Consider the following 25,465-nt stretch of genomic DNA (forward strand, 5'->3'; position numbering starts at 1 on the left):
ATCAGCGCTTGAACTTGGTGACGGAGCTGTCCTTCTTGATGGCGTCGGCGCGCTTCTGGATCCGCTCCACGAAGGCGTCCGCGTTGATCCGGCCGAACATCAGCTCGTTGGTGGCGGTACGCGCCTCCGTGTCGAGCTCCTTGTACCAGCCGTCGAAGTACAGGTTGAACACGTCCTGACCGGCCGCCTTGAGCGCGGCCTGGGAGCTGGCCACACCGGGCGGGAAGGCGAAGCCCTCCGAGCCGGCGGTGACCACGGTCGGGGCCTTGACCACCTCGGTGAAGCCCTTCGCGCCCTCCTTCGACAGCATCTGGCGCATGTACTCCAGGCCGCCCTTGGGGTTCTTGCTCTTCGCCGAGACAAAGTAACCCTCACCGGCGGTCGCGCGCAGCGCGGTTGCCGGCAGCTTGTCCGAGGCGGTCAGGCCCGGCACCGGCATGAGCTGGTAGTCGAAGCCGGCCGGGGTGTCCTTCTTCTGCTCGCCCTCCAGCCAGTCACCGCTGGGGTACAGGGCCACCTTGTACTGGTTCTGCCGCAGCTGCACGTCGGTGTGCTTGAGGCCCTCGAAGCTCTTGTCGCTGAACTTCGCTCCAACCTCGGCCCACGCGGCGGCAGCCTGCTTCACGGCGTCCTGCTTCCAGGCGCCGTCCTCCAGGTTGTCGATGTTCTTCAGCACGTCCGTGCCGCCGATCTTGGCGGCCTGGGTGAGGATCACGTTCCACTGGTAGTAGGCCGCGTTCGCACCGGCGTAGCCGTAGGGGGTGATGCCCTTGGCCTTGATGTTCGTGAGCAGGGTGATGAAGTCGTCCCAGGTCTTCGCCGGCGCCCAGCCGTTGTCCTTGAACAGCTTCGCCGAGTACCAGATACCGAAGACCGTGGAGACGTAGTACAGGACGTACGGCTTGCCGTTGAACGAACCCGCCTCGATGGTGCCCGGCACCACCGTGTCGCGGACCTTCTTGGCCGGGTCGTCGACCGACGGCGCGTCCCACAGCTCGGTGAGGTCCTGGAGCTGACCGTCGGCGACGAGCGCGCCGAAGTCCATCAGCTTCTCGCCCGAGTTGTTCACGAACTCCGGCGGGTTGCCGGAGGCGAACCGCGGCTGGAGGATCGTGGAGACGGCCTGGGTGGCCTGGTGCTTGACCTCGGCCTTGGGGAACGCCTTCTTGTACAGCGGCTCGTGCACGTCGGTGGCGTACTTCTCGCCGTAGCCACCGTTGAAGATGACCACCTCGATCGCGGCGTCCTCCTTGACGCCCAGCGGGTTCTTCTCGCTCTTCGTGCCGCCGGCGACCTGCTCGTTGTCACCGTCGCTGCCGCTGGTGGCGCAGGCGCCGAGCAGGCCGATGGCCGGAGTGGCGAGCATGCCCACGGCGGCGGCGCGACGCAGCACCGTGCGACGGTCGAGTGCGGCCGGGTGTTCGGGGGTAATCGACATCGTCGTCTCTCCTTGTGAAATTCGGGTCATGCGGTACGCCGGAGACGTCCGGCGTACCGCGACTCGAGGGCGAGGTTGTGCTCGTCCCCGCCGGGGACGTTGGCGGAGAGGTAGATAGGGGGTACCTCCCCTGCCTGGTGGAACCGTCGTACGACCTCAGCGGTCAGCAACTGCGCCAGCAGCGCCGTGGTGACCGAGGAGACCGCACAGACCGCGCCGCCGCCCTCGAGCGGCAGCAGTGCATCGCCGTACGGCGCGCCATTGTCCAGCACGACGTCGGCGAGGTCGGCGAGCCGATGCCCGGACGGGTGCCGTGGAGCCACCCGTGCGGTGTGCTCGACCGAGGTGACCGCGATCAACGGGTGACCGCGCTCGGTGACCAGCGCCGCCAGCTCGACCACCGAGCCGTTGATGCCGGATTGGGACGCCACCACGAACACGTCGCGCGGCTGGGGCGCCGCGAGCGCGTAGATCTGGTGGGCGATGGAGGGATCACGTTCCAGCTTCGGGTCGGCGAGCACGTCGCGCGGGGCGTCACCGTGCATCACCAGGTCCCGTACCGAGAGCCGGTTGGTGGGGACCAACCCGCCGGCCCGGGCCACCAGCTCGGCGGCGAACGCCTCGGAGTGCCCGGCGCCGAACGCCTGGAGCACACCGCCGTCGCGCAGGCTGTCGGCGATCAGGTCGGCGGCCCGGGTGATCCCGTCGGCCTCCGAGTCGAGCAGCCGGTCGAGCACCGGGCGGACGGCGTCCGCGTACCCCTGAGCGCTGATCATGAAACGGCTCCCTTCGCTGCCTTGTGCCCGTCGACGGCCTGCGCGGTCCGCCGGAAGGCCGCGTGCGCACGGTCGTGCGTGCGCTGGGCGACGGCGATGTAGAGCAGGTCGAGCACCACCAGCTGGGGGTGCCGGGCGGAGAGCGCGTCCGGCCGGAAGGTGGTCGCCTGGCTGGCCGTGAGCAGCACGATGTCGGCCAGCTCGGCCAACGGTGAGCGGGGGAAGCCGGTGAGCGCGAGCGTGGTGGCGCCCCGGCTGCCCGCCTCGGCGAGCATCTCGATGGTCTCCCGGGTCTGCCCGGTGTGCGAGATGCCGAGCGCCACGTCCCCCGATCGCAGCAGCGCGGCGCTGGCCAGCCCCTCGTGCACGTCGTTCCACGCCCACGCCGCCACACCGATGCGATGCAGGCTGAACTGCATCTCCTCGCCCACCAGGGCGCTGCCGCTGGCCCCGAAGATGTTCACCCGGCTGGCACCCGCGATCGCCACCGCGGCCCGCTCCACCTCGGTGAGGTCGAGCAGGGTGGCAGTGTCGTGCATGGCCCGGGTGTCGGCGGCCATGATCTGGTCGAGCACCCGGGCGAGCGGGTCGCTCGGCTGGATCTCCCGTCCGATGTCGACGGTCCACCCGGCCGAGCGCGCCCGACCGGTCTCGGAGGCGATGCCCAGCCGCAGGTCGGCGTACCCCTCGAAGCCCATCGCCCGGCAGAAACGGGTGATGGTCGCCGGTGAGGTGCCGCTGCGCTCGGCCAGCTCGACGATTGTCGAGCGGGCGGCGGCCTCCGGGTCGCTGAGCACGTGCTCCGCGACCCGGCGCAGCGCGCCGGTCAGCTCGCCCAGCCCGTTGCGGACCCGGGCCAGCACCCCGTCGGAGGCCGAGGTCCTCCGGTCGATCACGTCGGCGTCGACCACCGCGGTCCCCGCGGCGGCGTCCACCTCGTGATCAACCATGGGTTCCCTCAACTTTCCGAAAAGACTGTTAACTGTTAGTGGTAAAAGTTCTTACTGAACGGCCCTCCGTGTCAAGACTGTGGGCGAAGTTTTCAAACTGTTACCTGGCGCACAACCCCTCGCGCCCGCCACAACTTGCCCCACACGACGCCGCCGACCAGCATGAACAAGCCAGATCGCCGTCCCGCGCAAGGAGACCCGTGCCGATGTCCGACACCGTCGTGGTGGGTCTCGATGTCGGCGGTACGTCCACCCGGGCGACCGTCCTCACCCTCACCGGGCAACGCGTCGGCACCGGCCGCGCCGGCGGCGGCAACCCCACCAGTCACGGCGCCGAACGCGCCGCCGCCGAGCTGCTGACCGCGCTCCGCGAGGCGCTCGCCGACGTCGACCCCGCACGGGTGGCCGCCGGCACCATCGGGCTCGCCGGAGCCGGCCGGCTGCTCGCCGACCCGGCCGGGCGGGCCGCCTTCGACCAGGCCTGGCACGACGCCGGGCTGCGCTGCCCGTACGAGGTGCACGGCGACGCCCTAGTCGCGTACGCCTCCGGCACCGCCGCCCCGGACGGCACCATCCTCATCGCCGGCACCGGGGCGATCACCGCGCAGGTCCACGAACTGCGCCTCGACCGGATCGCCGACGGCCACGGCTGGCTCCTCGGCGACGCCGGCTCAGGCTTCTGGCTCGGCCGGGAAGCGGTGCGCCGACTGCTCGCCGACCTGGACGCCGGCTGTGAACTCGGCGCGCTGACCACGACCGTGCTCACCGAACTGCTGGGCAGCGCCGACATCGCCGCCCGCCCCCGCGACACCGTCGACGCCACCATCCAGACGGTGACCCGTCGACCCCCCATCGAACTGGCCCGGCTCGCCCCGCTGGTCGTCGACGCCGCCAGCAACGGCGACCCGGTCGCCACCGAGCTGATCACCGAAGCCGCCGCGCACCTGAGCGAAAGCGTGAGCCGCATCCGCCCCGCCAGGGCTGTGACACCGATCGTGCTCGGCGGCGGCCTGCTCACCGCGGACACCCCACTCGCCGCCGCCGTCCGGGCCGAGATCGCCCGACGCTGGCCGGACGCGCCACTGCGTACCGCCGGAGACGGGGCCGCCGCGGCAGCCTGGCTCGCCGCCCGCGGCCTACCCGAGGTGACCGACCCGGCCGCCCTGCACGCCCACCTCTTCCCCACCCCCTGACCCACCGCGCCCCGCCGGGCCGAAACCCACACCCGCGCCCCCGCCGGGCCGGCCCCGCCCGCGCCGGGCCGAAACCCACACCCCCGCCCCCACCGGGCCGGGCCCGCCCGCGCCCCCGCCGGGCCGAAACCCACACCCCCGCCCCCGCCGGGCCGGGCCCCGCCCGCGCCCCCACCGGGCCGGGCCCCGCCCGCGCCCCCACCGGGCCGGGCCCCGCCCGCGCCCCCACCGGGCCGGGCCCCGCCCGCGCCCCCACCGGGCCAGGCCCCGCCCGCGCCCCGCCCGCGCCCCGCCCGCGCACCGCCGGGCGCCCGCGCCTGCGCCGCGCCCGGTCAAGATCGTGCTCGATCCTGGATGTAGTGGCCTCGCGCCCGCAGGGAGGGGACTACATCCAGGATCGAGCGTGATCAAGGGGCTGGCCGCCGCCCCAAACCCGCCTCGACGACGCGCTGCAACGCACCGGAGTCGCCCCGCCCGTCGCGACATGGCCAAGATCCGCGCACGTTCGGTGATGTTGCTGCCTCACGACGTGCCGAGGCAGCAACATCACCGAAGTTGCGCGGATCTTGGGGCCGAGGCGGGGTCGGCGTGGGCCGGTCGGCGTGGGCCGGTCGGCGTGGGCCGGTCGGCGTGGCCGGTCGGCGTGGCCGGTCGGCGTGGCCGGTCGGCGTGGCCGGTCGGCGTGGCCGGTCGGCGTGGCCGGTCGGCGTGGCCGGTCGGCGTGGCCGGTCGGCGTGGCCGGTCGGTGGCGGGGAGGGTTGCCGGGCTGCGGACGGGGTGATCGGGATCGGTCAGTGGCGGGTGGGGGCCTACTTGAGTTGGCCGGCGGTCAGGCCGGCCTGGACCTGGCGCTGGAACGCCACGTAGACGGCGAGGACCGGGAGCACCGCGATGCTCAGCCCGGCGAAGAGCCGGGCGTAGTCACCGGCGTAGCCCTGGCTGACCGACAGTGCGAACAGCCCCTGCGCCAGCATCCACTTGGACTCGTCGCCCTGCAACAGCACCTGCGGCAGCAGGAACTGGTTCCAGTGGCTGAGGAAGTTGAAGATCGCCACGCTGATCAGTCCCGGACGTGCCATCGGCAGCATCACCCGGAAGAAGAGCCGGAAGTGACCGCAGCCGTCGACAAGTGCGGCCTCCGCCACCGAGGTTGGCAGGGTCCGGAAGAAGGCGGTCAGGAAGAACACCGTGAACGGCAGCGAGTAGGCCGCGTACACGAGGATCAGGCCGAGCCAGGTGTTGAAGAGACCGGCGTTGCGGACCACGAAGAAGAGCGGCACCAGGGCGAGGAACACCGGGAACATGAGGCCGCCGACGAACAGGTAGTAGACGACCTGGCGGCCGCGGAACTCGTACCTGGCGAACACGTACGCGGCGGTGGCGCCCATCAGCATGGTGAGGCTGACCGAGCCGGCCACCACGACCAGGCTGTTGAGGAAGTACCTGCCGATGTGGGCGCCGGTCCAGGCCCGCGCCCAGTTGTCCAGGTGCAGCGCGCCGGGGAGGCTCCACGGGTCGGCGAGGATCTCACCGTTGGTCTTGAACGAGCTGATGAACATCCACAGCAGTGGCAGTACGGTGAGCAGGCCCCAGAGCAGCAGGAAGCCGTGCGAGAGGGTGTTGGCGACGCCGAGTTCCCGGCGCATCGGGCGGTCCCGGCTGGTAACCACGGTCGGGGTGGGCTGGTCCAGAGTGGTCACGAGTACTCGATCCGTTCGCGCCGGCCGACCCGCAGCGACAGCACCGCCACCGAGAGGGTCAGGAAGAACATCACCACGCCGATCGCCGAGGCGTAGCCGAACTTGGTCTCGCTGCCGAAGGCGGTGTCGTACATCCGTACACCGATCACGTCGGTGGAGAAGTTCGGCCCGCCGTTGGTCATCAGCTGGACGAGGATGAACCCGTCCAGGGCGAAGATGGCCAGGTAGACCCAGGCGACCTGGACGGTGTCCCAGAGCAGCGGCAGGGTGACCCGGCGCAGGGTGGTGAACCGGGACGCGCCGTCGAGCAGCACCGCCTCGTAGATCTCCTTCGGTACCGCCGACATCGCCGCGCCGAACAGCACCACGTAGAAGCCGACGTTGCTCCAGACCATCACCGCCAGTACGCACCAGAAGGCGGTCGCCGGGTCGCCGAGCCAGGTCGGCGCGGGCAGGCCGACGGCGTGCACAGCGCTGGTGAGCAGCCCCTGGTTGGGGTGGTACACCTCCTTCCAGAGCAGCGCGATGATCACCACGGAGAGCACCTGCGGGAAGAAGTAGACGGTGCGGTAGAGCGCGCCGCCGCGTACGCCTGTCACGCCGGCGCTGCCCTTGCGCCCACCCATGGCGAGCATGGTGGCGAAGAAGAGCCCGAGCACGATGGTCAGCACCGGCACCAGGCCCAGCAGGATCACGTTGTTCTTCAGCGCGTTCCACACGTAGTCGTCGTGCCACAGGGTCTTGAAGTTGGCCAGGCCGACCGGGTTGGCGTCCGCCGAGTAGCCGAGCCAGTCGGTGGTGGAGATCTGGAACGCCTGGAGGTACGGCGAGACGACGAAGAACACGTACAGCAGCACCGGTGGCACCAGGAACGTGACGATCAGCGGCCACTTGCCATGTTTCACGAGGAGGACCTTTCCGGAGGGGTACGGCCGGTGGGGGCGGACCTCTCCCCCACCGGCCGGGCGGTCAGGCCGCTCGCTTGTACTTCTTGACCGAGCTGTCCTGGGCGATCGAGTCGGCGCCCTTCTGGCACTGCTCGAGGAACTCCGCGGGGCCGATCCGGCCGCTGAAGAACTCGCCGCACGCGGCGTCGACGAGGTTGCGCTCCAGCTTGCGGTAGTAGTTGTTGTAGACCCAGTTGAAGCCGTTGGCACCGGACGCGTCGAGGGCCTTGACCACTGTGTTCAGCCCGTACGGCAGGTCGACACCCTCGCTGGCGCCGGCGACCACGGTGAGGCTGGCGACCTTCTTCGTGAAGTCCTGGGCGCCCTTCTTGGAGAGCATGGTCCGGAAGTACTCCAGGCCGCCGGCGACGTTGCGGGCCTTGGCCGGCACCATGAACGGCTCGCCGGCGGTGCCGCGGATCGCCTCGAACGGCAGCTTGTCGCCGCTGCCCAGGCTCGGCGTCGGCGCGATGGTCATGTTGAACCCGGCCGGGGTGACGTCCTTCTGCTCGCTCTCCAGCCAGGAGCCGCAGGAGATGAAGGCGGCCTTGCCCTGGCACCAGGCGGTCTGCGACTGCTTGTGGTCGAGGCCCGGCGAGCCTTCCAGGATGTACTTGTCCTTGACGATCTGGTGCCAGGCGTCGGCGGCGGCCTTCATCGAGTCGGACTTCCAGGCGTTCGGCTCCAGGTTGTCGAGCGCGAGGGCCACCGACGGGCCGCCGAGCTTGATCGCGGTGGAGATCAGCGGCCAGCTCATGTAGCGCGGGTGCAGGCCGGCGTACGTCCAGGGCGCGATGCCGGAGGCCTTGATCTGCTTGCAGAGCGCGATGTGCTCTTCCCAGGTCTTCGCGTACTCCCACTTGCGCTCGGTGAACAGCTTGTTGGAGTACCAGATGCCGTAGGCGGTGTAGGTGTAGTTCAGCACCAGGAACGTGCCGTCGTAGGAGCCGATCTCGACAGCGCCGGGCAGCAGGGTGTCCTTGACCGTCTTGCCGGGCACGTCGAGGCTCGGGGCGGCGAGCAGCTCACCGAGGTCGGCGAGGGCGTTCTGGCTGACCAGGCCGTTGAAGTCGATCTGGCCGGTGCCGGAGTTGTTGACCACGTCCGGCGGGGAGCCGTCGACGAAGCGCGGCTGGAGGGTCTTGCTGATCTCCTGAGTGGAGGAGTGCTTGATCTTCGCCTTGGGGTATTTCTCGCTGTACATGGCCTCGTGGGCCTTGGCGTACTCCTCGCCGAACCCGCCGCCGAAGATCACCACCTCGAGTGGGGCGTCCTCCTTCACGCCGAGCGGGTTCTGCGCGCTCTTGGTGCCCTTGTAGGTCTCGGCATCGTTCTTGTCACCACCACCGCCGGTGGCGCAGCCGGACAGCAGGCCGGCGGCGGGGGTGGCCAGGAGGCCGGCGGCGGCGCTGCGCCGCAGGATGTCACGCCTGTTCATGGGTTCTCCTCGGGTCGGGTCGGGTGGATCGCCGGTGTGCGGGGGAGGCGTCCATCGCGCGAGGCTCGGTGATTCTCTTCAGTTCATGCTCTGTTGCTGAAGAATTTCTACGACAGCCGGGCCCGGACTTCAAGTCCTGACTGTCGAACCGTTATCACCACCAGCCGCCGCCAGGTCGCCTAACCTGGGGCGATGCGCCGTCTGCGCCAGCTGGCCGAGCGCACCCCGGCTGGGCGGGAGCGGTACGTCGACCTCCTCCGGGCACTCGCCATCACCATGGTCGTTCTCGGACACTGGGGCGTCACGGTGATCGGGCGCGACGACGCCGGGCAGGCCACCGGGCACTCCGCGCTCGGCGACCTGCGCTGGGCGTACCCGCTGACCTGGCTGGCCCAGGTGATGCCCGTCTTCTTCCTGGTCGGGGGCTACGCCAACGCGGCCTCGCTGACCCGGCTGCGGGCCCGCGGCGGGGACGCCGCCGGCTGGCTGATCGACCGCAGCGCCCGCCTGGTCCGCCCCACCAGCACACTGCTGCTGGTGCTCACCGCCGCGGCGGCGGTCGCCTGGCTGCGCAGCGCCGAGCCGACCCAGGTCCGCGAGGTGTTCTGGTTCGCCACCATTCCGCTCTGGTTCCTGGTCGCCTACCTGGCGGCGGTCGTGCTCACCCCACCGATGTACACGCTGCACCGCCGCTTCGGCCTGGCCGTACCGCTGGTGCTCGTCGTCCTGGTCGGCCTCGGCGACCTTGGCCGGCTGGCCGGGCCGGAGGGGCTGAGTTACGGCAACTACCTGTTCGGTTGGCTGGCCGTCCACCAGCTCGGCTTCGCCTGGCACGACACCCGCGCCGTACCGCCGCCCGCCGCTCAGACCACACCGCCGCACGCGGGGAGCGACGCGACAGGTCCGACCGCGCCGCCACATGCCAAGACCGACGCTGGCGGGCCGTCGACTCCCGACCGTGCGGGGGTACGCCGACGGCGGCTGCCCACCTCCCGCCGGGCCGGCCTGGTGTTCCTGGCCGGCGGGCTGGGCGCGGTGCTGCTGCTCACCGTGCTCGGCCCGTGGCCGGTGGCCATGCTCAAGGTGCCCGACGAGCGGCTCGACAACGCCGCGCCGCCCAGCCTCGCGTTGCTGGCCGTCGCCGCCGGTCAGCTCGGGGTGATCCTGCTGCTACGCGGCCCGGCGGAACGGCTGCTGCGCCGCACCGGGCCGTGGCAGTTGGTGATCGGCGTCAACCTGGTGGTGCTGACCGTCTTCCTCTGGCACCTGACCGCCGCGATCCTGTTGATCGGGTTGCTCGACGCGGTCGGGACGCTACCCACCCCGGCTGTCGACACGGCAGCCTGGTGGGCCTGGCGGGTGCCCTGGTTGCTGCTGCTCAGCGTCGTCCTGGCGGTGCTGGTCGCCATCTTCGGGCCGGTGGAGGCGCGCAGCGGCCGGCACCGCGCCGGGCGTCGGACCGGTCGGGGCACCCGGGCCCGGGCGGCGTGGGCGGTGGCCGCGTACGCCGCCGTGGTGGCCGCGCTGCTGGTCAACAGCACGACACCACAGCAGGCCACGGAGCCGCTCGGCACGCCCGTCCCGGCGCTGGTGGCGTACCTGGCCGGGGCGGGCGTGCTGCGACTGCTCAGGTCTGGGTGGGGAACCCGAGGTTGACGCCGCCGTGCCGCGGATCCAACCAGCGGCTGGTCACGACCTTGCCCCGGGTGAAGAAGCGCACCCCGTCCTCGCCGTGGGCGTGCAGGTCGCCGAAGAGTGACGACTTCCAGCCGCCGAACGAGTGGTACGCCATCGGCACCGGGATGGGCACATTGATCCCGACCATGCCGACCTCCACCTCGTGCTGGTAGCGCCGGGCCGCACCGCCGTCGTTGGTGAAGATCGCCGTGCCGTTGCCGTACGGGCTGGCGTTGACCAGGTCCACCGCCTCGTCGTACGAGCCGACCCGGACCACGCTCAGCACCGGCCCGAAGATCTCGTCGGTGTAGATCGACATGTTCGGGGTGACCCGGTCGAACAGCGTCGGGCCGAGCCAGAAACCGTCCGGGTCGCCGTCCGGCGTCACGTCCCGCCCGTCCACCACCGGCACCGCGCCGGCCGCGACACCGGCGTCCACGTAGGAGCGCACCTTCGCCGCGTGCGCCGCGGTCACCAACGGGCCCATGTCGCAGCCCCGCCGGCCGTCGCCGGTCCGCAGGCCGGCGACCCGCGCGGCGATCCGCTCGACGAGCGCGTCCGCCACCGGCTCCACCGCCACCAGCACCGAGATGGCCATGCACCGCTCCCCCGCCGAGCCGAACCCGGCGTTGACCGCCGCGTCGGCGGCCAGGTCCAGGTCGGCGTCCGGGAGCACCACCATGTGGTTCTTCGCCCCACCGAGCGCCTGCACCCGTTTGCCGGCGGCGGTGCCGCGCTGGTAGACGTACCGGGCGATCGGGGTGGAGCCGACGAACGACACGGCCCGCACCTCCGGGTGGTCCAGCAGCGCGTCCACCGCCTCCCTGTCGCCGTTGACCACGTTGAGCACCCCGTCGGGCAGACCCGCCTCGGCGAACCACTCGGCCAGCAGCAGCGCCGCGCTCGGGTCCTTCTCGCTCGGCTTGAGCACCACCGCGTTGCCGCAGGCCACCGCCACCGGCACGAACCACAGCGGCACCATCACCGGGAAGTTGAACGGGGAGATCACCGCGACCACCCCGACCGGCTGCCGGATGGTGTACGAGTCGACTTCGGTGGACACGTTCTCGCTGAACACCCCGCGCAGCGCCGACGGCAGGCCGCACGCGTACTCGATGACCTCCAGGCCGCGCTGCACCTCGCCGGCGGCGTCGGCGAGCACCTTGCCGTGCTCGGCGGTGACCACCTCGGCGAGCCGGTCCCGACGGGCGTGCACCAACTCCCGAAAGGCGAACAGCACCGCCGACCGCCGCGCCAGCGACGCGTCCCGCCAGGCCCGCGCCGCACGGGCGGCGGCCTGCACCGCGACGTCGACGTCCGCGGTCGAGGCCAGCTCGACCTCGGCGGTACGCCGACCGGTCGCCGGGTCGAACACGTCGCCGCGCCGCTCCGACGTGCCGCCGACCCGCTTGCCGTCGATGAAGTGACCGATGCTCATGCCGCCACCCCCGCCGCCGAACGGATCGCGTGGACGAGGATCGCCAGGCCCTCGCGGGCCTCGTCCTCGGTAAGCGTCAACGGTGGACCCATCCGCAGCACGTTGCCGTAGAGACCGCCCTTCCCGGCCAGCAGGCCATTCTCCCGAGCGGCTTCGAAGACCCGGTTGGTCAGCGCCGGATCCGGCTCACTGCCGCCCGGCCGGACGAACTCGACGCCGAGCATCAGCCCCTTTCCGCGTACCTCGGCGACGCAGTCGAGCGCGCCCACGGCGGACCGCAGGCCGTCCGCGAGGATCGCGCCGACGCGGGCCGCGTTCGCCTGCAGGTCGTGCTCGATCAGGTAGTCGAGCACCGCGTTGCCGGCCGCCGTGGAGATCGGGTTGCCGCCGAAGGTGGAGAAGCTGATGGCCGGCACCGACTCCAGCACCTCGGCCCGGCCGACCACCCCGGCGAGGGCGAACCCGTTGCCGATGCCCTTGGCGAAGGTGAGCAGGTCCGGGGTGACGCCGTGTGCCTGGTAACCCCAGAAGTGCTCGCCCGTGCGCCCCCAGCCGGTCTGCACTTCGTCGGCGATGAACAGGATGCCGTGCTCGTCGAGGACCTTCTTCCAGCCGGCGAAGAGCCCGTCCGGCGGGTGCACGAAACCACCCACACCCTGGATCGGCTCGGCGATCAACGCGGCCACGTCACCGGCGGTCTGGGTGGCCAGCACCTCGCGCAGGTCGTCCACCGCCGCGTCGACCTGCTCGTCGTCGCCGAGCCGGGACAGCAGACCGCGCACCCGGTCACCGGAGTGCAGCCAGGCCACCTGGAGCGGGTTGAGGCCACTGGCCGACCAGTTGCGGTTGCCGGTGACGCCCATCGCCGCGTACGACCGGCCGTGGTAGCTGTTGCGCACGGCCAGGATCTGGTGCGAGCGGCGGTGGTTGGTGGCGACCAGCAGCGCCGCCTCGTTCGCCTCGGTGCCGGAGTTGGTGAAGAACACCCGGGCGTCCGGGATGCCGGAACGTTGGGCGATCTTCTCGGCCAGCTCCACCTGCTGGCGGATCAGATAGAGCGTCGAGGTGTGCACGATGCCGGTGGCGAGCTGCCGCTCGACGGCCTCCCGGATCTCCGGGATGTCGTACCCGATCATGTTGGTCAGCACGCCGCCGAAGAAGTCCAGGTAGCTGCGCCCCTGCGCGTCGGTGACCCGACGGCCCGAGCCGGACACCAGCTCGATCGGCTCGGCGTAGTACAGCGGCATCCAGGACGGGAGCACGGCCCGGTGCCGGGCCAGCAGGTCGTCGGTCATCGTGGCAACCCTTCAGCGGCGTTCGTGGATACCGCACGCTCCCACCGCCGGCCGACGCGAACAACTGTCAGCGTGTAGCGCAAGGACGTCCCGACCTGACAGCACGTCAACGGTTTCCAGGGCCATGGTCAGCCTTGACCACCGATTTCCGCAGCATTCACGGGTGGCATCCACTCGATCCGTAGCCTGGCCGCCCACCGCTACCCTGGTGTCGGTCCACTGTCGCCGGGGAGGCACGCGGTGCGCATCGAAGAGACGATCGCCGAGCTGGAACGCGTCGCCGCGCGCGAGGTGGGCCGGGGCAGCGAGGCGCTGGCCGAGCCCGTGGCGGGTGGACTGCTGGCCGCCGCCCGGTCGCTCGCCGCCGCCGGTGCGCCCGACGCCGCGGTGTTCACCGGCTTCTTCATTCCCGGCGCCGAGCCGCCCGCCGCGGAGACCGACGGCCCGCTCGGCGCGGTGCAGATCGCCGCCGCGCTGCGCCTGCTCGGTGGCCGGTGCCGGCTGGTCACCGACGAGCCCTGCGCCCCGGTGGTCGAGGCGGCCGTCGCCGCCGCCGCGCCGGGCCTGACGGTCGACGTCGCGCCACTGCGAGGCTACGAGGACTGGGCCACCGCACTCCTCCCCGAGTACGGCCGGTTGACCCACCTCATCGCTTGCGAACGGGCCGGGCCCGGAGTGGACGGTCGACCGCGCAACATGCGCGGCGAGGACATCGGCGCGCACACCGCACCCCTGGACCGGCTCTACACCTCCGGATCGGCGTACCGGATCGGCATCGGCGACGGGGGCAACGAACTCGGCATGGGCCGTCTGCCGGCGGACCTGATCGGACGGGTCGTCGCCTCGGGCGAGCGGATCCGGTGCGTGGTGGACGCTGACGCACTGCTCGTCGGCGGCACGTCCAACTGGGCCGCCGCCGCCCTCGTCGGCGCGCTGTCGCTGCTGCGCCCCGAGGTACCCGAGCTTCGGACGCTGTTGCAGCCCGCCTGGTCGCACGACCTGCTGACCGCGATCGTGCACGTGGGCGCGGTGGACGGCGTACGCCGCCGCCCCACGCTCAGCGTCGACGGCCTCGACTGGCCCGCGTACGCCGAACCGCTCACCCGGATCGCCGAGCTGGTCAGGGCCGCCCGGTAGGTGTGGGTGGCTCGGTCGCCTGCCGCAGTGCCCGGGACGGCCGGCTCGCCGGCCGCGCCCGCGCAACCCGGCGGGGACGCAACGGCAGGTGCAGGACGGCGGCCACCACCGCGAAGGCCGCCCAGCCGGCGCCCAGCGCCACTGCCGACGAGACGTCCTGGAGGTAGTGGTACGCGGTGAGGAAGCCGACCAGCGCGAGGCTGTTGCGGGCGAAGTGTCGACTGAACTCACCCAACTGCCGGCGGGCCTCGACCGCGACCAGCACCCCCGAGTACGGGAACGTCACCACCATTCCGCGCAGCACGGCACCGAGCAGTTGGGTGAGGATCGCCCCAACGAAGATCACCACCAGCTTGAGCAACGCCGGCAGCCCGTCCGGGCGGGTCTCCACGGCGGCGACAACCTCCCCGGCGGAAGCGGCCCGCTCGTCGGCGGCGACCGCGGTGGCCGGCTCGTCGGCCACCACAGCGCGCGAGCGGGCGCGGCGACGCAGCCACAGGATGGCCGCCAGCCAGAGCACGAGCGTGCCGGCGAGGGCCGCCTCGAACGGAACATCGACGGCCAACAGGCCGGCGCTCAGCGCCACGTACACGGCGATCCCCGCGCCGTCGGCGAGCAGGATCGGCCAACGCCACCGCTGGTGGGTGACCGCCACTGTGACGAAGAAGAGGTTGAGCCCGAGCACGCCGAGCACCTGCGCGCCGTCCACCCGGTAGTCAGTGGTGAGCAGGGCGAGCGTCATCGGCAGCGGCAGGCTGTAGACCAGCGCGCGGAGCCGGACGGAACGGATCACGCTGACCGCCCAGACCACGGCCGTCACCAGCAGGACCGCGCTCAGCGTCATGACTCACCCGTTCCCGCCCGGTGGGGCCGTCAGTCCTGGAAGGTCGCGGCGTTCGCGCAGAGGTCGAACACGCGGGTGAGCCGGGCGACGTCCGCCCGGTTGACCGAGAACTGATTCTCACCGATCTCGCCGTGCGCGGTCATGTGGGCCTCCCAACAACTCGACCCGTCCCAGAGTGTCAGGTTGACGTGCAGGTTCGGACTGACCACACCGAGGGGCAGCAGACCCACCCGCGCGCCGGCCGCGCGCTGCCGTTGCACCAGGGCGGACAACTCGTCGGTGAGCGTGGCGTAGACGAAGACCCGGGTGATCTGGACACCCCGTTGCAGGGCCTCCTGGTTGGCCTCCCAGTAGCGCCGGCCGATCTCGCTGCGCCACCAGCTCAGCTCCCCGCTCACCCGGGGCATCACGTTGGTCAACGCATCCAGCCGGTGCACGCAGGTGCGGGTCGCGCCGACCAGGTCCTCGTCCTCGTCGCCGCGCCGGATGATCCGACCGTCCGCGAGTTGCTCCGCCTCCAGCCGGAACTGCTCGTACCGCCGCTGCGCCTCCACCGCGACCCGGGTGCCGGCGTGCTGCTCGGCCGCCTCCCGCATGGCCCCGGCCAGCTCCGTCGTGGTGCGGACCAGCCAGGGCGGGCCGTCCAGCAGGGTGCGCAGGTGAAAGCGGCGCTCCGCGCGGGCCAACGAGTCGACCAGCAGCGAGATGGTGATGCCCATCAGGCCGGCCAACAGCGACTCCACCCCGGAGGCGGCGTTGCTGAGGTCGAGCGCGATGCTGAGGGTGATCGACAGCGTGATGCCGACCAACGCCACCGGGTCGGTGTGCGCCACCAGGCGGACGAAGCCCGCGGTGGAGCTGCCGCTCTGCCGTAACCGCTGACGGGCCACGTCACGGGTCATCGAGATCCCCCAATCAGCCGCTCCCGCCAGCGTAGACAGCAACCACAACCACCGACCCCGCCACACCGGGCCGGTAGCATCCGGCAGGTGCAGAGAGCGGACGCGGCGTCGTCGACCGGGACGGACGACGAGCCGATCACGTCGGAGGTTCGGGCCTGGGTCAGCTCCACCCCACTCCGCGGCCTGGTCGCCCACTTCGGCGGCACCTGGCCCGACGGCGACCTCACCGAGGTGCTCCGCTTCCTCGACGACTTCTCCGCCGGGCACTGGGACTTCCGGGGCGGCCGGGAACGTCCCGACGCCCGGGAGCCCGACCTCGACCCGGCCAGCGCGAGACTGGTGCTCGACGCGGCCGCCGCGCTCGGGCTGATCCACCCGGTGCCACCGGCCCGGTCGGCGTACGCCCACCTCGTGGTGCTCGGCGGCCTGGCGCACGCCTGCGTACGCCGCGTCGCCCACGCCGCGCACCTGCTGCGCGCCGGTCTACGGGTGAGCGGCGAGGTCGCCGTCCTGGGCAGCTTCCGGCCGCTGTCGGACTGGGAACGCCGCACGCTCGTCGACGCGGGTCTGCCGGCCGACGAGACCGAGGTGGACGTGCTGGACACGGCCGTTCGCCGGGTGTTCGGGGTGGCCGCCCCGGCGGAGCAGGACGGCGTCGACGCCGGGCACCCGCACCACTCCTGGTCGTCGCGGACCTACCGACCCGACGGGCTACCGCCGATCCGGGTGCTGGCCGCGCCGTCGAGCGAACCGGACCAGCGGCGCGCGCACACCGCCGACACCCAGCGCTTCTGGGCCGGCCACGTCCGGCTCGCCCCGGACGACGGGGTCCTGATGGTCACCGCGCCGATCTACGTGCCGTTCCAGCACTGCGACGCGCTGCGCACGCTGGCCCTGCCGTACGGGTGCGCCATCGACACGATCGGGGTGGACCCGACGCTGGCCGACCTGGCGGTGCTGCCCGAGCAGACGCTCACGCCGGGGCGCTACCTCCAGGAGATCCGCTCGGCGATCCGCTCGATGCGCGCCCTGCACACCGCCCTGACGCATCCGGCGTGACACCGGCGCCGTGGCTCCTCAGGCGAAGATCAGCAGCGGGTCGGTCTCCGTGCGAACGCCGATGAAGCAGGCCGCCGAGGTACGGCAGCCCGCCCGCACCTCGCGGACGCCGTGCATCCGGCCCGCCTCGAACATCACCAGATCGCCCTTGCCAGGCAGCACGGTGTCCAGTGGTGGGCCGACCCGTTCCGGTTCGATCCCGTAGTCGAACGGGTCGGTCTTGAGCGCCACGAACTCCTCCTCGGACAGGGTCCCCCAGAAGTCGATCTCGCCACCCGCGCCGGGCTCCGGCACCTCCAGGTAGATGTTCACCCCCAACCGCCGGTGCAGCCGGTACGCGTCGAGCAGCGGGATCTGCCGGCGGTCGATGTGCGGGCGGCCCCGACCACCGGGCGTCATCCGACGCAGCACACCGGGCAGCATCATCCGGCCGTCGTGCCGCCCGACCGTCGCCCCGTACGGCCACATCTCGTCCAGGTCGAGCCGGATCAGGTCGGTGGGTGACTGCTGCTCGGCGAACACGTCGTGACGGATCAGCCGGGTCGTGTCGGCCGCGGTGTCCAGGTAGCGCTCGACACTGTCACCGCCGTTCGCCACCTCGCCCATCGACGTGCCGACGCTGGTGAACTCCTTGGTGAGCAGGAAGTTCGCTTCGTCGACGGCGCGGACCACCCGGGGCAACGCGGCGTCGCACTGCTCCGGCGGATAGTATTCGCGGTGCCAGATCACGTCGATCGCACCGGTCGTCAGCTCCCACAGCGACTCGGCGGTCAGTCGGTCCCGGCGACGCAGTTGCTCGCTCACATCAGCTCCTCGTACGGCTGTCCGGCTGCGGAACTGGAGCGGGACCTCGACGTCCCGTCCGTCACTCGCCACGAAGCTTCCTGAGGTCGGTCTCGGCCCGGACCGTGTCCGCGTGGTCGTCGCCGAGGATCCGCCGCCGGTCCTTGACCACCCCGGACAGCACCTTCTCCGCCTCGACGGTGGCGCCGGTGGCGATGAGACACTCCGCCAGGGTGTGCCGGGCGGCGATCATCGCGACGTGCTGGACCTGCCGCTTGGCGCTGTCCGTCGAGAGAACGTCGCGGAGGTCGGCGAGGGCCTCCTCGACCTCACCCTCGCGCAGCCGGCACAGGTCAAGGGTGTGCCGCACCGTCAGGGTCTCGAAGTGGTCCGGCGCCCAGTGCCGCAGGCGGATCTCCAGGATCTCGGCCAGCTCGGCGTGGGCGTCGGCGTACCGCCCCTGGTAGACGATCGCACGGGCCAGGCTGTGCCGCGCGGTCATGGTGTCCCGGTCCTCGGGGCCGCGCACCCGGTACTCGGCCTGGACGATGTCGCGCAGCTCGTCCTCGGCGTCGTGCCACCGGCCCTGTTCCAGAATGGTCCGGGCCAGCTTGTGCCGGCTGGCCAGGGTGTTGCGGTGCTCCCGTCCGAGCTTCGCCTCCCGGGCCGGGATGATGGCGCGCAGCTCGGCCTCGGCCCAGCTCAGATGCCCCTGCTCCAGTGCCGCCCGGGAGCGCTCGTGGCGGAGACTGAGCGCCGGCCGGTCGTTCAGGTCGACGCCGATGCGGCGGCACCCCGCCAGGCAGAGGTCCAGGAAGATCTCCGCCTGCCCGGGCAGGCCCACGGCCAGGATGTAACGGGCGATCAACCGGGCCAGATCGAGAGCGACGTCCAGCAGATCGGGCCGGGTCCGGGGCAGGTCACCGCTGTCGAGGAAATCCAACACCGCGCCCATCGTGGGTGGTGCCAGCAGGTGCCAGCTCGCCCACTTGTCCGGCTCGTCGGGGTCGAACTCCTCCTCGCGGGGGCGGTCCGGGTCGCGCAGCCGGAGCGCGTCCAGCAGACCGAGCACCAGTTCGTGGTATTCCGCCCGAGCGGCCACCACGTCGGGCAGGTCCCGGATCAGTTCGCGTACCAACGGGTGCAGGGTGACCACGTGGGCGACCGGGGACTGGGCCGGCAGTGACTCGATCACCCCTAGGTCGACCAGCGCGAAGTCCGCCAGCGAACGGAGAACCTCACGCAGCCGGTCCTCCCCGATCTCGCCGACCAACGGCGAGGCCGACAGCCGGACCGGGTCGAGCAGCACGGCGTAGGGAATCGGCGCGTCACCGAGACAGGCCAGCAGGCGCAGCACCGGCCGAGCCTGGTTGAGCCCACGCCCGGCGAGCAGATCCAGCGACATCTCCCAGGACTGCACCACCGGACGGACGGCCATGTCGAAGCCGCTGGAGCCGTTGCGCCGCATGCCGCTGCCGGTGCGCCGATCCAGCGCCTCCCGGTAGTCGTCGTAGGTGCGGATCGAGGACCGGGTGGTGCCGACCGGGATGCGGTTGGCCTCCGCCAGGTAGGTACCAGCGCCGCGCAGCGCCAGCGGGTGCCCCTTGAGTCGGGCGGCGAGCCCCCTCGCCTGGGTCAGCGTGCCGGGGGCCGCGCCGGCGAGGTCGACGAGCACCTGCGCGCCGTCCTCCGGCGACAACTCGTCCACCAGGTACATCGTGGACCACTCGCCCCACGTGTCCCGCCGGCCGTCGCGGGTGGTGACCAGGACCAGCCCGTTGGCCGTACGCGGCTGGCGGAACCAACCAGTGCCGTCGGCGACCTGCCCGTCGGCGGGGGCCAGCAGAGTCGGTTCGTCGGCGTTGTCGAAGATCAGCAACCAGGGTCGGGGGGAGTTGTTCAACAGGTCCCAGACCAGCTCCACCGGGCTGCGGGCCTTTCCGGCCCAGGCGAGGTCGAGCTGGTTCTCCGGAGCCTGGAGCTGGCCCGCCACCTCGCGCATGCCGGCGCTTACCCGCGCCGAATCCTTCGCCGAGATCCACCAGACCAGCCGGCCACGTTCCTCGAGCTGGCGGGCCACCTCCTGCGCGGTGAGGCTCTTACCGCAGCCGCCCAGCCCCCAGAGGATCTGCGTGGCTTCCTCCGGAGCACGCACGGTGCCGGAGGGCGGCTCGGCGGCCCGCAGGATCGTCTCGACCAGCTCGTCGCGCCCGCGCAGCGGCAGCCGGTTACGGCGAGGCGGAATGATCGAGAATCCGGAGCCCTGTGCCGGCGCGGTCATCGGCCCGGCTCCGTGCGGCCCGTCTCCCTTCGGCGCGTCTCCGGACGGCCCGTCAGGACGCGGGCCGGCCGGGTCCGGCCGGACCGGTGAAGGGTGGGGCGACGGTGGGTCATCTGGCCTCCCGGAGGGGCGTTACGGCAGGCTCCACGATGGTCGGTCACGCCGAGGGGTGGCGGCCGACCGCGTGATCCGTGACCCAAACACTACCCGCTGAAGCGCACCCCAACACTCCACGTAGCCGCACCAGGATGAAAGATGCGATCCCGTCGGCGGGACGGCCGGTGGGCGCCGCTGAACGGTGGAGCTGCGGGCGATCTCGCGTACCGCGACTACCGTGGAGGCATGTCGACTGTGGAGACTCTGGCGTTCGTTTCGGCCGGCTGGGGCGTCGACTGGGGATCGGTCCCGGACTGGTTCGGCGGCCTCGGGACCGTCGGCACACTCCTCTTCGGCGTGCTCAGCCTGCGCCGCGAGTTGCGCGCCCGGCGGCACGAGGACCGGGCCGCGCAGGCCCGACAGGCGCGGCTCGTCTCCAGCACCACCCGCACCGAGGGCAAGGGCGTCCTGCGCGTGCGGGTCGCCAACGACAGCGACGGGCCGGTCTTCGACCTGGCCACCACGCCGGTGGTGCACACCGGCGCCCCGGGCCCCGGCGGCCGTCAGGTGCCGGTGGCCACGGTGACCGGTCCCGTCGACCGGCTCGACGGCGGGGCCGCCGCGGAGCTGTTCATCAACGTCGACCGCAGCGTCGACCTCAGCGGGTACGTATCGGCGACGGTGCAGCTGTGCTTCACCGACCAGCAGGGCAACCGGTGGCAGCGGGAGGGGACCGGCCAACCACAGCCCGACCTCGGTGACGAGGTGGTGCCGGCCCGCCGTTCCTGGCTGCGCCGGCGTCCGTCCCGATCCCGCTGAACCGACCCCGCCACACCCCGGGCAGGTAGGGGGTCAGCCGGCGGTGTCGGCGACGGCCTGGGCGAAGACCTCGGAGCGGTGCTCGAAGTTGCGGAACCGGCCGTAGCTGGGCGCGGCCGGGGACAGCAGCACCACCCCGCCGGCCGGGGTCACCTCACGGGACAGCCGGACCGCGTCCACCAGGTCGTCGACCAGTTCGGTACGCACCTTCGGCAGGCCGGCGAGCACCTCGACGATGCGGGTGCCGCTGTCCGGGATCCCGATCACGGTCAGCTCCCGCTCGGCCAGGTGCTCGGCCAACGGCGTGTAGTCCAGACCCCGGTCGTTTCCCCCGACGATCACCGTCAACGGCCGCCCGTCGTACGCGTCGATGGCGTGCATGGCCGCGTAGGGGCTGGTGGCCAGGGTGTCGTCGACGAACGTCAGCCCGGACGGGTCGGTGATCTCGGTGAGCCGGTGGGCCAGCCCCTGGAACTCGGCGACCGCGACGGCGAGGTGGTCCTTGCCGGCCACCACGTTCACGCCGAGCGCGTCGAGCACGGCGAGCGCGACACAGAGGTTGCCCTCGTTGTGCCGGCCGACCAGCGGCAGCACGGCACGCGGGAAGAGCGGCTGGTTACCGAAGTGGAACCAGGGCGTGCCGTCGACGCCGGTGGCGACGTGGGTGGTGTCGGGGCGACCGGCCCGGATCGCCGACAGCTCACCCAGCTCCGCGGCGAGGCGGGGGTCGCCGCCGTTGACCACGATCGTCTGCGGGTCGTGGGCGAGCAGGTTGAGCTTGTCCCGGTAGTACTCCCGTTCCCCACCGTGCGCGTCCAGGTGCTCGGGGAAGAGCGCGGTGACCACCGCCACCCGGGGCGAGTCGGTGAGGTCGCTGCACTGGTAGCTGGACAGCTCCAGCACGTACAGCTCCGCCTCCGGCAGGTCCAGGGTCGGCACCCCGATGTTGCCGCCGAAGACGTTCGGCCGGCCCATCGCGGTGAGCAGGTGACTGATCAGGCTGGAGGTGGTGCTCTTGCCCTTGCTGCCGGTGACCCCGACGGTGCGCGCGGCGTGGTCGGCCATCCACAGCGCCGTGCCCTGGGTCACCATGATCCCGCGTCGGCGCAGCTCCACCAGCCACGGGTGGGTCTGCGGCACACCCGGGGAACGGACCACCACGTCCGCGCCGGCCAGCCGTTCGAAGCCCGCCTCGCCGGTGACCAGCGGCGCCGCCTCGGCCAGGGGGCCGTCCCAGGGCAGCGAGAGGAAGTTCGCGCTGTCGTCGACGGCGACCAGCTCGGCCGGGCCGTGCGCGGCGATGGCGGTCACAGCGGCCCGGCCCTCCCGACCGGTGCCCCAGACGGCGACGGTACGTCCGCGCAGGTCAGAAAGGCGCACGGGGCTCTCCTCGTGGGTCACGGCGGCGGCAGGGCGGGCCCGGTCCGGACACGGCCGGACGAACCAGGGCCTAGTATGGCGTGTGCCCAACGAGCAGCTCCGGCGGATGGACGCCTTCACCTTCCCGTCCTACTCGATCGACTTCGCCACCGGCGAGGTGTTGTTCGACTACGCCCTGACCGGCCCGGCCGGTGAGCAGCGGTTCACCGAGGTGATCACACTTCCGCTACCGGCGGAGCCGCCCTCAGACGAGACGGTGGCGACCCTCAACCGGGTGCTGGAGGTGCTGCACCTCGTCGCCGGGGTCAGCTACTACAAGGCCGCCGCGCCGCCCCGGCTCGTGCTGCCGGCGCCGCTGGGCGCGGCCACCGTCGACTACGTCACGGCCATCTACACCAGGGGCCTCGCCGAGTACGCGTACCGCAACCAGCTGCCGCACGTGCTCGAGCTGCACCCGGAGGTGCCGGCCGGCACACCGGGGTCACCCCGGGTGTACGACGACTCGGACCGTCGCCCGCTCTCCGCGGTCGGCGGCGGTAAGGACTCGATCGTCAGCCTGGAGGCGCTGCGCCGCGCCGAGATGGACCCGGTGCCGTTCTCGGTCAACCCGAACCACGTGATCGTCGCCGTCAACGAGGCGTCCGGGCTGATCCCGCTGGCCGCCCGGCGGCGCATCGACCCGGTGCTGTTCGACCTGAACGCGGCCGGCGCGTTGAACGGGCACATCCCGGTCACCGCCATCAACTCCCTGATCGCGGTGGCCACCGCCGTCCTGCACGGGCTGGGCCCGGTGGTGATGTCCAACGAGCGTTCGGCGTCCGACCCGAACCTGGTCTGGAACGGCCACGAGATCAACCACCAGTGGTCCAAGGGCGTCGAGGCGGAGGGGCTGCTGCGGGCGTCACTTGCCGAGCACGCCGGCCTGACCGACCCGTACTTCTCCCTGCTGCGTTCGCTGTCCGAGCTGCACATCGCCCGGCTGTTCGCCGAGTTCACCAGGTACGACGACGTGGTGACCAGCTGCAACCAGGCGTTCAAGCTGCGCGACGCGAGTGAGCGCTGGTGCCGTGACTGCCCGAAGTGCCGCTTCGTCTTCCTGGCCATGGCGCCGTTCATGCCCCGGGAGCGGGTGGTGGGCATCTTCGGCGGTGACCTGCTGGCCGACGAGTCGCAGATCCCCGGCTACCGTGAGCTGCTGGGCGTGGACGGGCACAAGCCGTTCGAGTGCGTGGGCGAGGTCGAGGAGTCGGTGGTGGCCCTCGGCCTGCTCGCCGAGCAGGACCAGTGGCGCGACGCCCCGGTGATCCAGGCCCTGGTCGACGCCGTCCCCGATACGGCCTGGTCCGCGGTGGCAACCTCGGACGTCTTCACCCCCGGCGGCCCCAACCACATACCCCCCACCTACGCCAAAGCCCTGAACACCCTCACCTGACCCACCCAGGGACGGGGGTCAGGGGGCGCGGACTGCCTCCAGGGCCAGCAGGGCCACGTGCAGGGACAGGCTGGCCTCCACCGAATCCAGGTCCACGTCGAGGATGCGGGCGATGCGGGCCAGGCGTTCGTAGAAGGCCGGCCGGGACAGGTGGGCGGCGGCGGCACCTGCGGACTTGTTGCGTCCCTGCTCCAGGTAGGCGCGCAGGGTGTCGAGCAGCCGCTCCCGGGGGTGCAGGGCGTCGTACTCCAGCAGCGCCCCGAGTTCGCGTTCCACGAACGTCTGCAGGCGGGGCTCGTCGCGCAGCAGGTGCAGCAGCCCGGCCAGACCGACGTGCGGCAGGCGGAAGATCGGCAGGTCACGCCGGTCCCGCCGGGCCGCCTCGGCGATCTGCCGCGCCTCGACCAGCGACCGTCGGGCCTCCCGCAGGGTGCTCACCCCGGACCCGGCGGCCACGATCACGGCACCCGGGCCAGCACCCCGAGGACCATCGACAACGGCCCGACCGGCCTCGACCCCCGCGCGAACCAGATCAGCACGGGAGGCGTCGGGCGCGGGACGGGACACGTCGACGCCGGAGGCAGTCCGAGCCGGTTCGACACCCGGTCCGGGCCGGCCGGCGCCGGCGTCGAGGCGTACCCGACGCAGTGCGCTGGCGAACGCGGACAGCGCGCGTTCCTCGGCGGCCGGGTCCGGCAGGGCCAGCAGCGCGCCCACCGAGTTGTCGTCGACGGCGCTGGTCAGCGCGGTCAGCTTCGCCTCCCGCAGGGCCTGGCCGACCGCCTCGGAGAGATCCCGCAGGCGGGCCTGGCCGGCCTCGGGGCCGGCCTCCCCGGCGGGGTCGTCGACGCGGTGCCGGACCATCACGCCAACCAGGTGCCGCCGGTCGAGCACCACGCCGAGCGCCTTGGCCCGCAGCCCCACCTCGTCCACGGGGCGGGAGTGGTCGAGCAGCGCGGTGAGCAGGGTGCGGTGAATCTGGCGTTCCAGGCCCTCGGCGTCGCGGCGGATCAGCCGGCCCAGCGCGAGGGTGGACGCGGCCCGCTCGATCAGGATGGTGAGCCGGGTGGGCGAGCCCGTCGTCGCTTCGCTGGCCTGGGCGCTGGGCACGTCCCCGCTGGCCGGCCAGCGCAGCAGCAGCCGCCCCCAGTCCTGCCCCCGGGCGCCGACTGTGGTCACCAGCCAGCCGCTGTCCGCGTCGTACGCGGTCCGCCCGGCCGGGCGGATCCGCCGGGAGTGCTGCTCCCAGCCGTCCAGCAGCAGCTCGGCGCTCTCGCCCGCCGGGTCGTACCCGAGCACCTGCCGGGACAGGTTCTCCAGCACCACCGGGCAGCCGGACAGCTCGGCGGCCTGGCGGATCACCTCGGCGGCGTCGGCGCCCTCGACGGAGAGGTCGTTGAACCGCTGGTGGATCTCCTCGGTGGCGCGCAGCTCGGTGAGCTGCGCGTCGACGATCAGCGCGTGCACCGCCTCGGTGATCCGGACGAACGGGGTGGCCCGGCGCAGCTCCACCAGGGGCAGCCCACGCCGCTCGGCGGCGGCGGCCATCACCCGGGGCACCCCGCTGACGTACCGGCGGCCCAGCTCGACGACGAGCCCGGAGACTCCGACGTCGGCGAGATCGCCGATGAACGCGCGCAGTCCCGCGTCGTCCCCGGGCAGGCCGATGCCTGTGGTGAGCACCAGTTCACCGCCGCCCAGCAGGGTGGCGATGTCCGGCACCTCGGCGACGTGCACCCAGCGGACGGGTCGGTCCAGGCCCTCGTCACCGGCGACCACGCGCGGCGCGCCGTGGCGGACCGGGTCCAGGGCGAGGACCTCACGGACGGTAGGGAACACGGCCGACACGCTACCGTCCGTAACGCCGGAACTCGACCTGC

20 protein-coding genes are annotated in these 25,465 nt (G+C 72.0%); 6 read left to right on the forward strand and 14 right to left on the reverse strand.

The features are described 5' to 3' along the window. Window position 1: 1 nt before the first annotated feature. The 3 genes from ngcE (ACQP0U_RS22370) to ACQP0U_RS22380 are packed head-to-tail and all read right to left on the reverse strand — an operon-like array spanning window position 2 to window position 3,164. The gene (gene ngcE / locus ACQP0U_RS22370; RefSeq protein WP_433310313.1) at window positions 2–1,438 is read right to left on the reverse strand and encodes an N-acetylglucosamine/diacetylchitobiose ABC transporter substrate-binding protein; all 1,437 of its coding nucleotides are present in this window, start codon (window positions 1,436–1,438) and stop codon (window positions 2–4) included. Window positions 1,439–1,464: 26 nt separating this feature from the next. After that, window positions 1,465–2,214: a sugar isomerase domain-containing protein gene (locus tag ACQP0U_RS22375; protein WP_091403970.1), complete on the reverse strand. Its 750-nt coding sequence runs from the start codon at window positions 2,212–2,214 to the stop codon at window positions 1,465–1,467. Continuing rightward, complete coding sequence (locus ACQP0U_RS22380) at window positions 2,211–3,164, reverse strand: MurR/RpiR family transcriptional regulator (protein WP_433310315.1); 954 nt, start codon at window positions 3,162–3,164, stop codon at window positions 2,211–2,213. The genes ACQP0U_RS22375 and ACQP0U_RS22380 overlap by 4 nt, the downstream gene beginning before the upstream one ends. 206 nt (window positions 3,165–3,370) lie before the next feature. On the opposite strand from ACQP0U_RS22380, the gene ACQP0U_RS22385 reads away from it, so the two are divergent. Then, window positions 3,371–4,357: an N-acetylglucosamine kinase gene (locus ACQP0U_RS22385; RefSeq protein WP_433310318.1), complete on the forward strand. Its 987-nt coding sequence runs from the start codon at window positions 3,371–3,373 to the stop codon at window positions 4,355–4,357. Window positions 4,358–5,166: 809 nt separating this feature from the next. Here ACQP0U_RS22385 and ACQP0U_RS22390 read toward each other — a convergent pair. From ACQP0U_RS22390 to ngcE (ACQP0U_RS22400), 3 genes are all read right to left on the reverse strand, one after another. Then, window positions 5,167–6,003 carry a carbohydrate ABC transporter permease gene (locus ACQP0U_RS22390; protein ID WP_433321036.1) on the reverse strand — a complete coding sequence of 279 codons (837 nt, stop codon included), beginning with the start codon at window positions 6,001–6,003 and terminating at the stop codon, window positions 5,167–5,169. Window positions 6,004–6,053: 50 nt separating this feature from the next. Continuing rightward, complete coding sequence (locus ACQP0U_RS22395; protein WP_433310321.1) at window positions 6,054–6,962, reverse strand: carbohydrate ABC transporter permease; 909 nt, start codon at window positions 6,960–6,962, stop codon at window positions 6,054–6,056. 64 nt (window positions 6,963–7,026) lie between these two features. Continuing rightward, a complete protein-coding gene (gene ngcE, locus ACQP0U_RS22400; RefSeq protein WP_433310324.1) occupies window positions 7,027–8,442 on the reverse strand; it encodes an N-acetylglucosamine/diacetylchitobiose ABC transporter substrate-binding protein in 1,416 nt (471 codons plus the stop codon). Window positions 8,443–8,634: 192 nt separating this feature from the next. On the opposite strand from ngcE (ACQP0U_RS22400), the gene ACQP0U_RS22405 reads away from it, so the two are divergent. Then, on the forward strand, window positions 8,635–10,098 hold the full coding sequence (locus ACQP0U_RS22405; protein ID WP_433310327.1) for an acyltransferase family protein: 1,464 nt from the start codon (window positions 8,635–8,637) through the stop codon (window positions 10,096–10,098). On the opposite strand, the gene ACQP0U_RS22410 is transcribed toward ACQP0U_RS22405, so the two are convergent. Both ACQP0U_RS22410 and ACQP0U_RS22415 read right to left on the reverse strand, forming a co-directional pair. Then, window positions 10,070–11,557, reverse strand: coding sequence for a CoA-acylating methylmalonate-semialdehyde dehydrogenase (locus tag ACQP0U_RS22410; RefSeq protein WP_433310330.1), 1,488 nt, complete (start codon window positions 11,555–11,557; stop codon window positions 10,070–10,072). The two genes, ACQP0U_RS22405 and ACQP0U_RS22410, sit on opposite strands and share 29 nt — an antisense overlap. Continuing rightward, the gene (locus tag ACQP0U_RS22415) at window positions 11,554–12,852 is read right to left on the reverse strand and encodes an aspartate aminotransferase family protein (protein ID WP_433310333.1); all 1,299 of its coding nucleotides are present in this window, start codon (window positions 12,850–12,852) and stop codon (window positions 11,554–11,556) included. Before ACQP0U_RS22415 ends, ACQP0U_RS22410 begins: the two co-directional genes overlap by 4 nt. A gap of 240 nt (window positions 12,853–13,092) precedes the next feature. Here ACQP0U_RS22415 and ACQP0U_RS22420 point away from each other — a divergent pair, with 240 nt between their 5' ends. Beyond that, window positions 13,093–13,989, forward strand: coding sequence for a glutamate cyclase domain-containing protein (locus ACQP0U_RS22420; RefSeq protein ID WP_433310335.1), 897 nt, complete (start codon window positions 13,093–13,095; stop codon window positions 13,987–13,989). Here ACQP0U_RS22420 and ACQP0U_RS22425 read toward each other — a convergent pair. After that, window positions 13,973–14,833 (reverse strand): hypothetical protein, encoded by an 861-nt coding sequence (locus ACQP0U_RS22425; RefSeq protein WP_433310338.1) that lies wholly within the window; start codon window positions 14,831–14,833, stop codon window positions 13,973–13,975. The two genes, ACQP0U_RS22420 and ACQP0U_RS22425, sit on opposite strands and share 17 nt — an antisense overlap. A 29-nt stretch (window positions 14,834–14,862) precedes the next feature. Beyond that, window positions 14,863–15,735: a hypothetical protein gene (locus ACQP0U_RS22430; RefSeq protein WP_433310340.1), complete on the reverse strand. Its 873-nt coding sequence runs from the start codon at window positions 15,733–15,735 to the stop codon at window positions 14,863–14,865. Between the two features lie 87 nt (window positions 15,736–15,822). On the opposite strand from ACQP0U_RS22430, the gene ACQP0U_RS22435 reads away from it, so the two are divergent. Continuing rightward, entirely contained in the window at window positions 15,823–16,794 is a 972-nt protein-coding gene (locus ACQP0U_RS22435) for a hypothetical protein (protein WP_433310343.1), read from the forward strand. 18 nt (window positions 16,795–16,812) lie between these two features. On the opposite strand, the gene ACQP0U_RS22440 is transcribed toward ACQP0U_RS22435, so the two are convergent. Next, window positions 16,813–17,598 (reverse strand): 2OG-Fe(II) oxygenase, encoded by a 786-nt coding sequence (locus ACQP0U_RS22440; protein ID WP_433310345.1) that lies wholly within the window; start codon window positions 17,596–17,598, stop codon window positions 16,813–16,815. A 61-nt stretch (window positions 17,599–17,659) separates the two neighbouring features. Continuing rightward, on the reverse strand, window positions 17,660–19,858 hold the full coding sequence (locus ACQP0U_RS22445; protein WP_433310347.1) for a tetratricopeptide repeat protein: 2,199 nt from the start codon (window positions 19,856–19,858) through the stop codon (window positions 17,660–17,662). Between the two features lie 342 nt (window positions 19,859–20,200). Between ACQP0U_RS22445 and ACQP0U_RS22450 the strand changes: the two genes are divergently transcribed. Next, entirely contained in the window at window positions 20,201–20,773 is a 573-nt protein-coding gene (locus ACQP0U_RS22450; RefSeq protein WP_433310350.1) for a hypothetical protein, read from the forward strand. Window positions 20,774–20,806: 33 nt separating this feature from the next. Here the strand turns inward: ACQP0U_RS22450 and murD are convergent, their stop codons facing one another. Further along, window positions 20,807–22,153, reverse strand: coding sequence for a UDP-N-acetylmuramoyl-L-alanine--D-glutamate ligase (gene murD, locus ACQP0U_RS22455; protein ID WP_433310353.1), 1,347 nt, complete (start codon window positions 22,151–22,153; stop codon window positions 20,807–20,809). Window positions 22,154–22,235: 82 nt separating this feature from the next. On the opposite strand from murD, the gene ACQP0U_RS22460 reads away from it, so the two are divergent. Continuing rightward, window positions 22,236–23,585: a hypothetical protein gene (locus ACQP0U_RS22460; RefSeq protein WP_433310356.1), complete on the forward strand. Its 1,350-nt coding sequence runs from the start codon at window positions 22,236–22,238 to the stop codon at window positions 23,583–23,585. Between the two features lie 18 nt (window positions 23,586–23,603). Here the strand turns inward: ACQP0U_RS22460 and ACQP0U_RS22465 are convergent, their stop codons facing one another. Further along, window positions 23,604–25,433: a PucR family transcriptional regulator gene (locus tag ACQP0U_RS22465; protein ID WP_433310359.1), complete on the reverse strand. Its 1,830-nt coding sequence runs from the start codon at window positions 25,431–25,433 to the stop codon at window positions 23,604–23,606. Between the last annotated feature and the right edge of the window lie 32 nt (window positions 25,434–25,465).

Source organism: Micromonospora sp. CA-269861, from assembly GCF_050948505.1.
Classification (GTDB): Bacteria; Actinomycetota; Actinomycetes; order Mycobacteriales; family Micromonosporaceae; genus Micromonospora.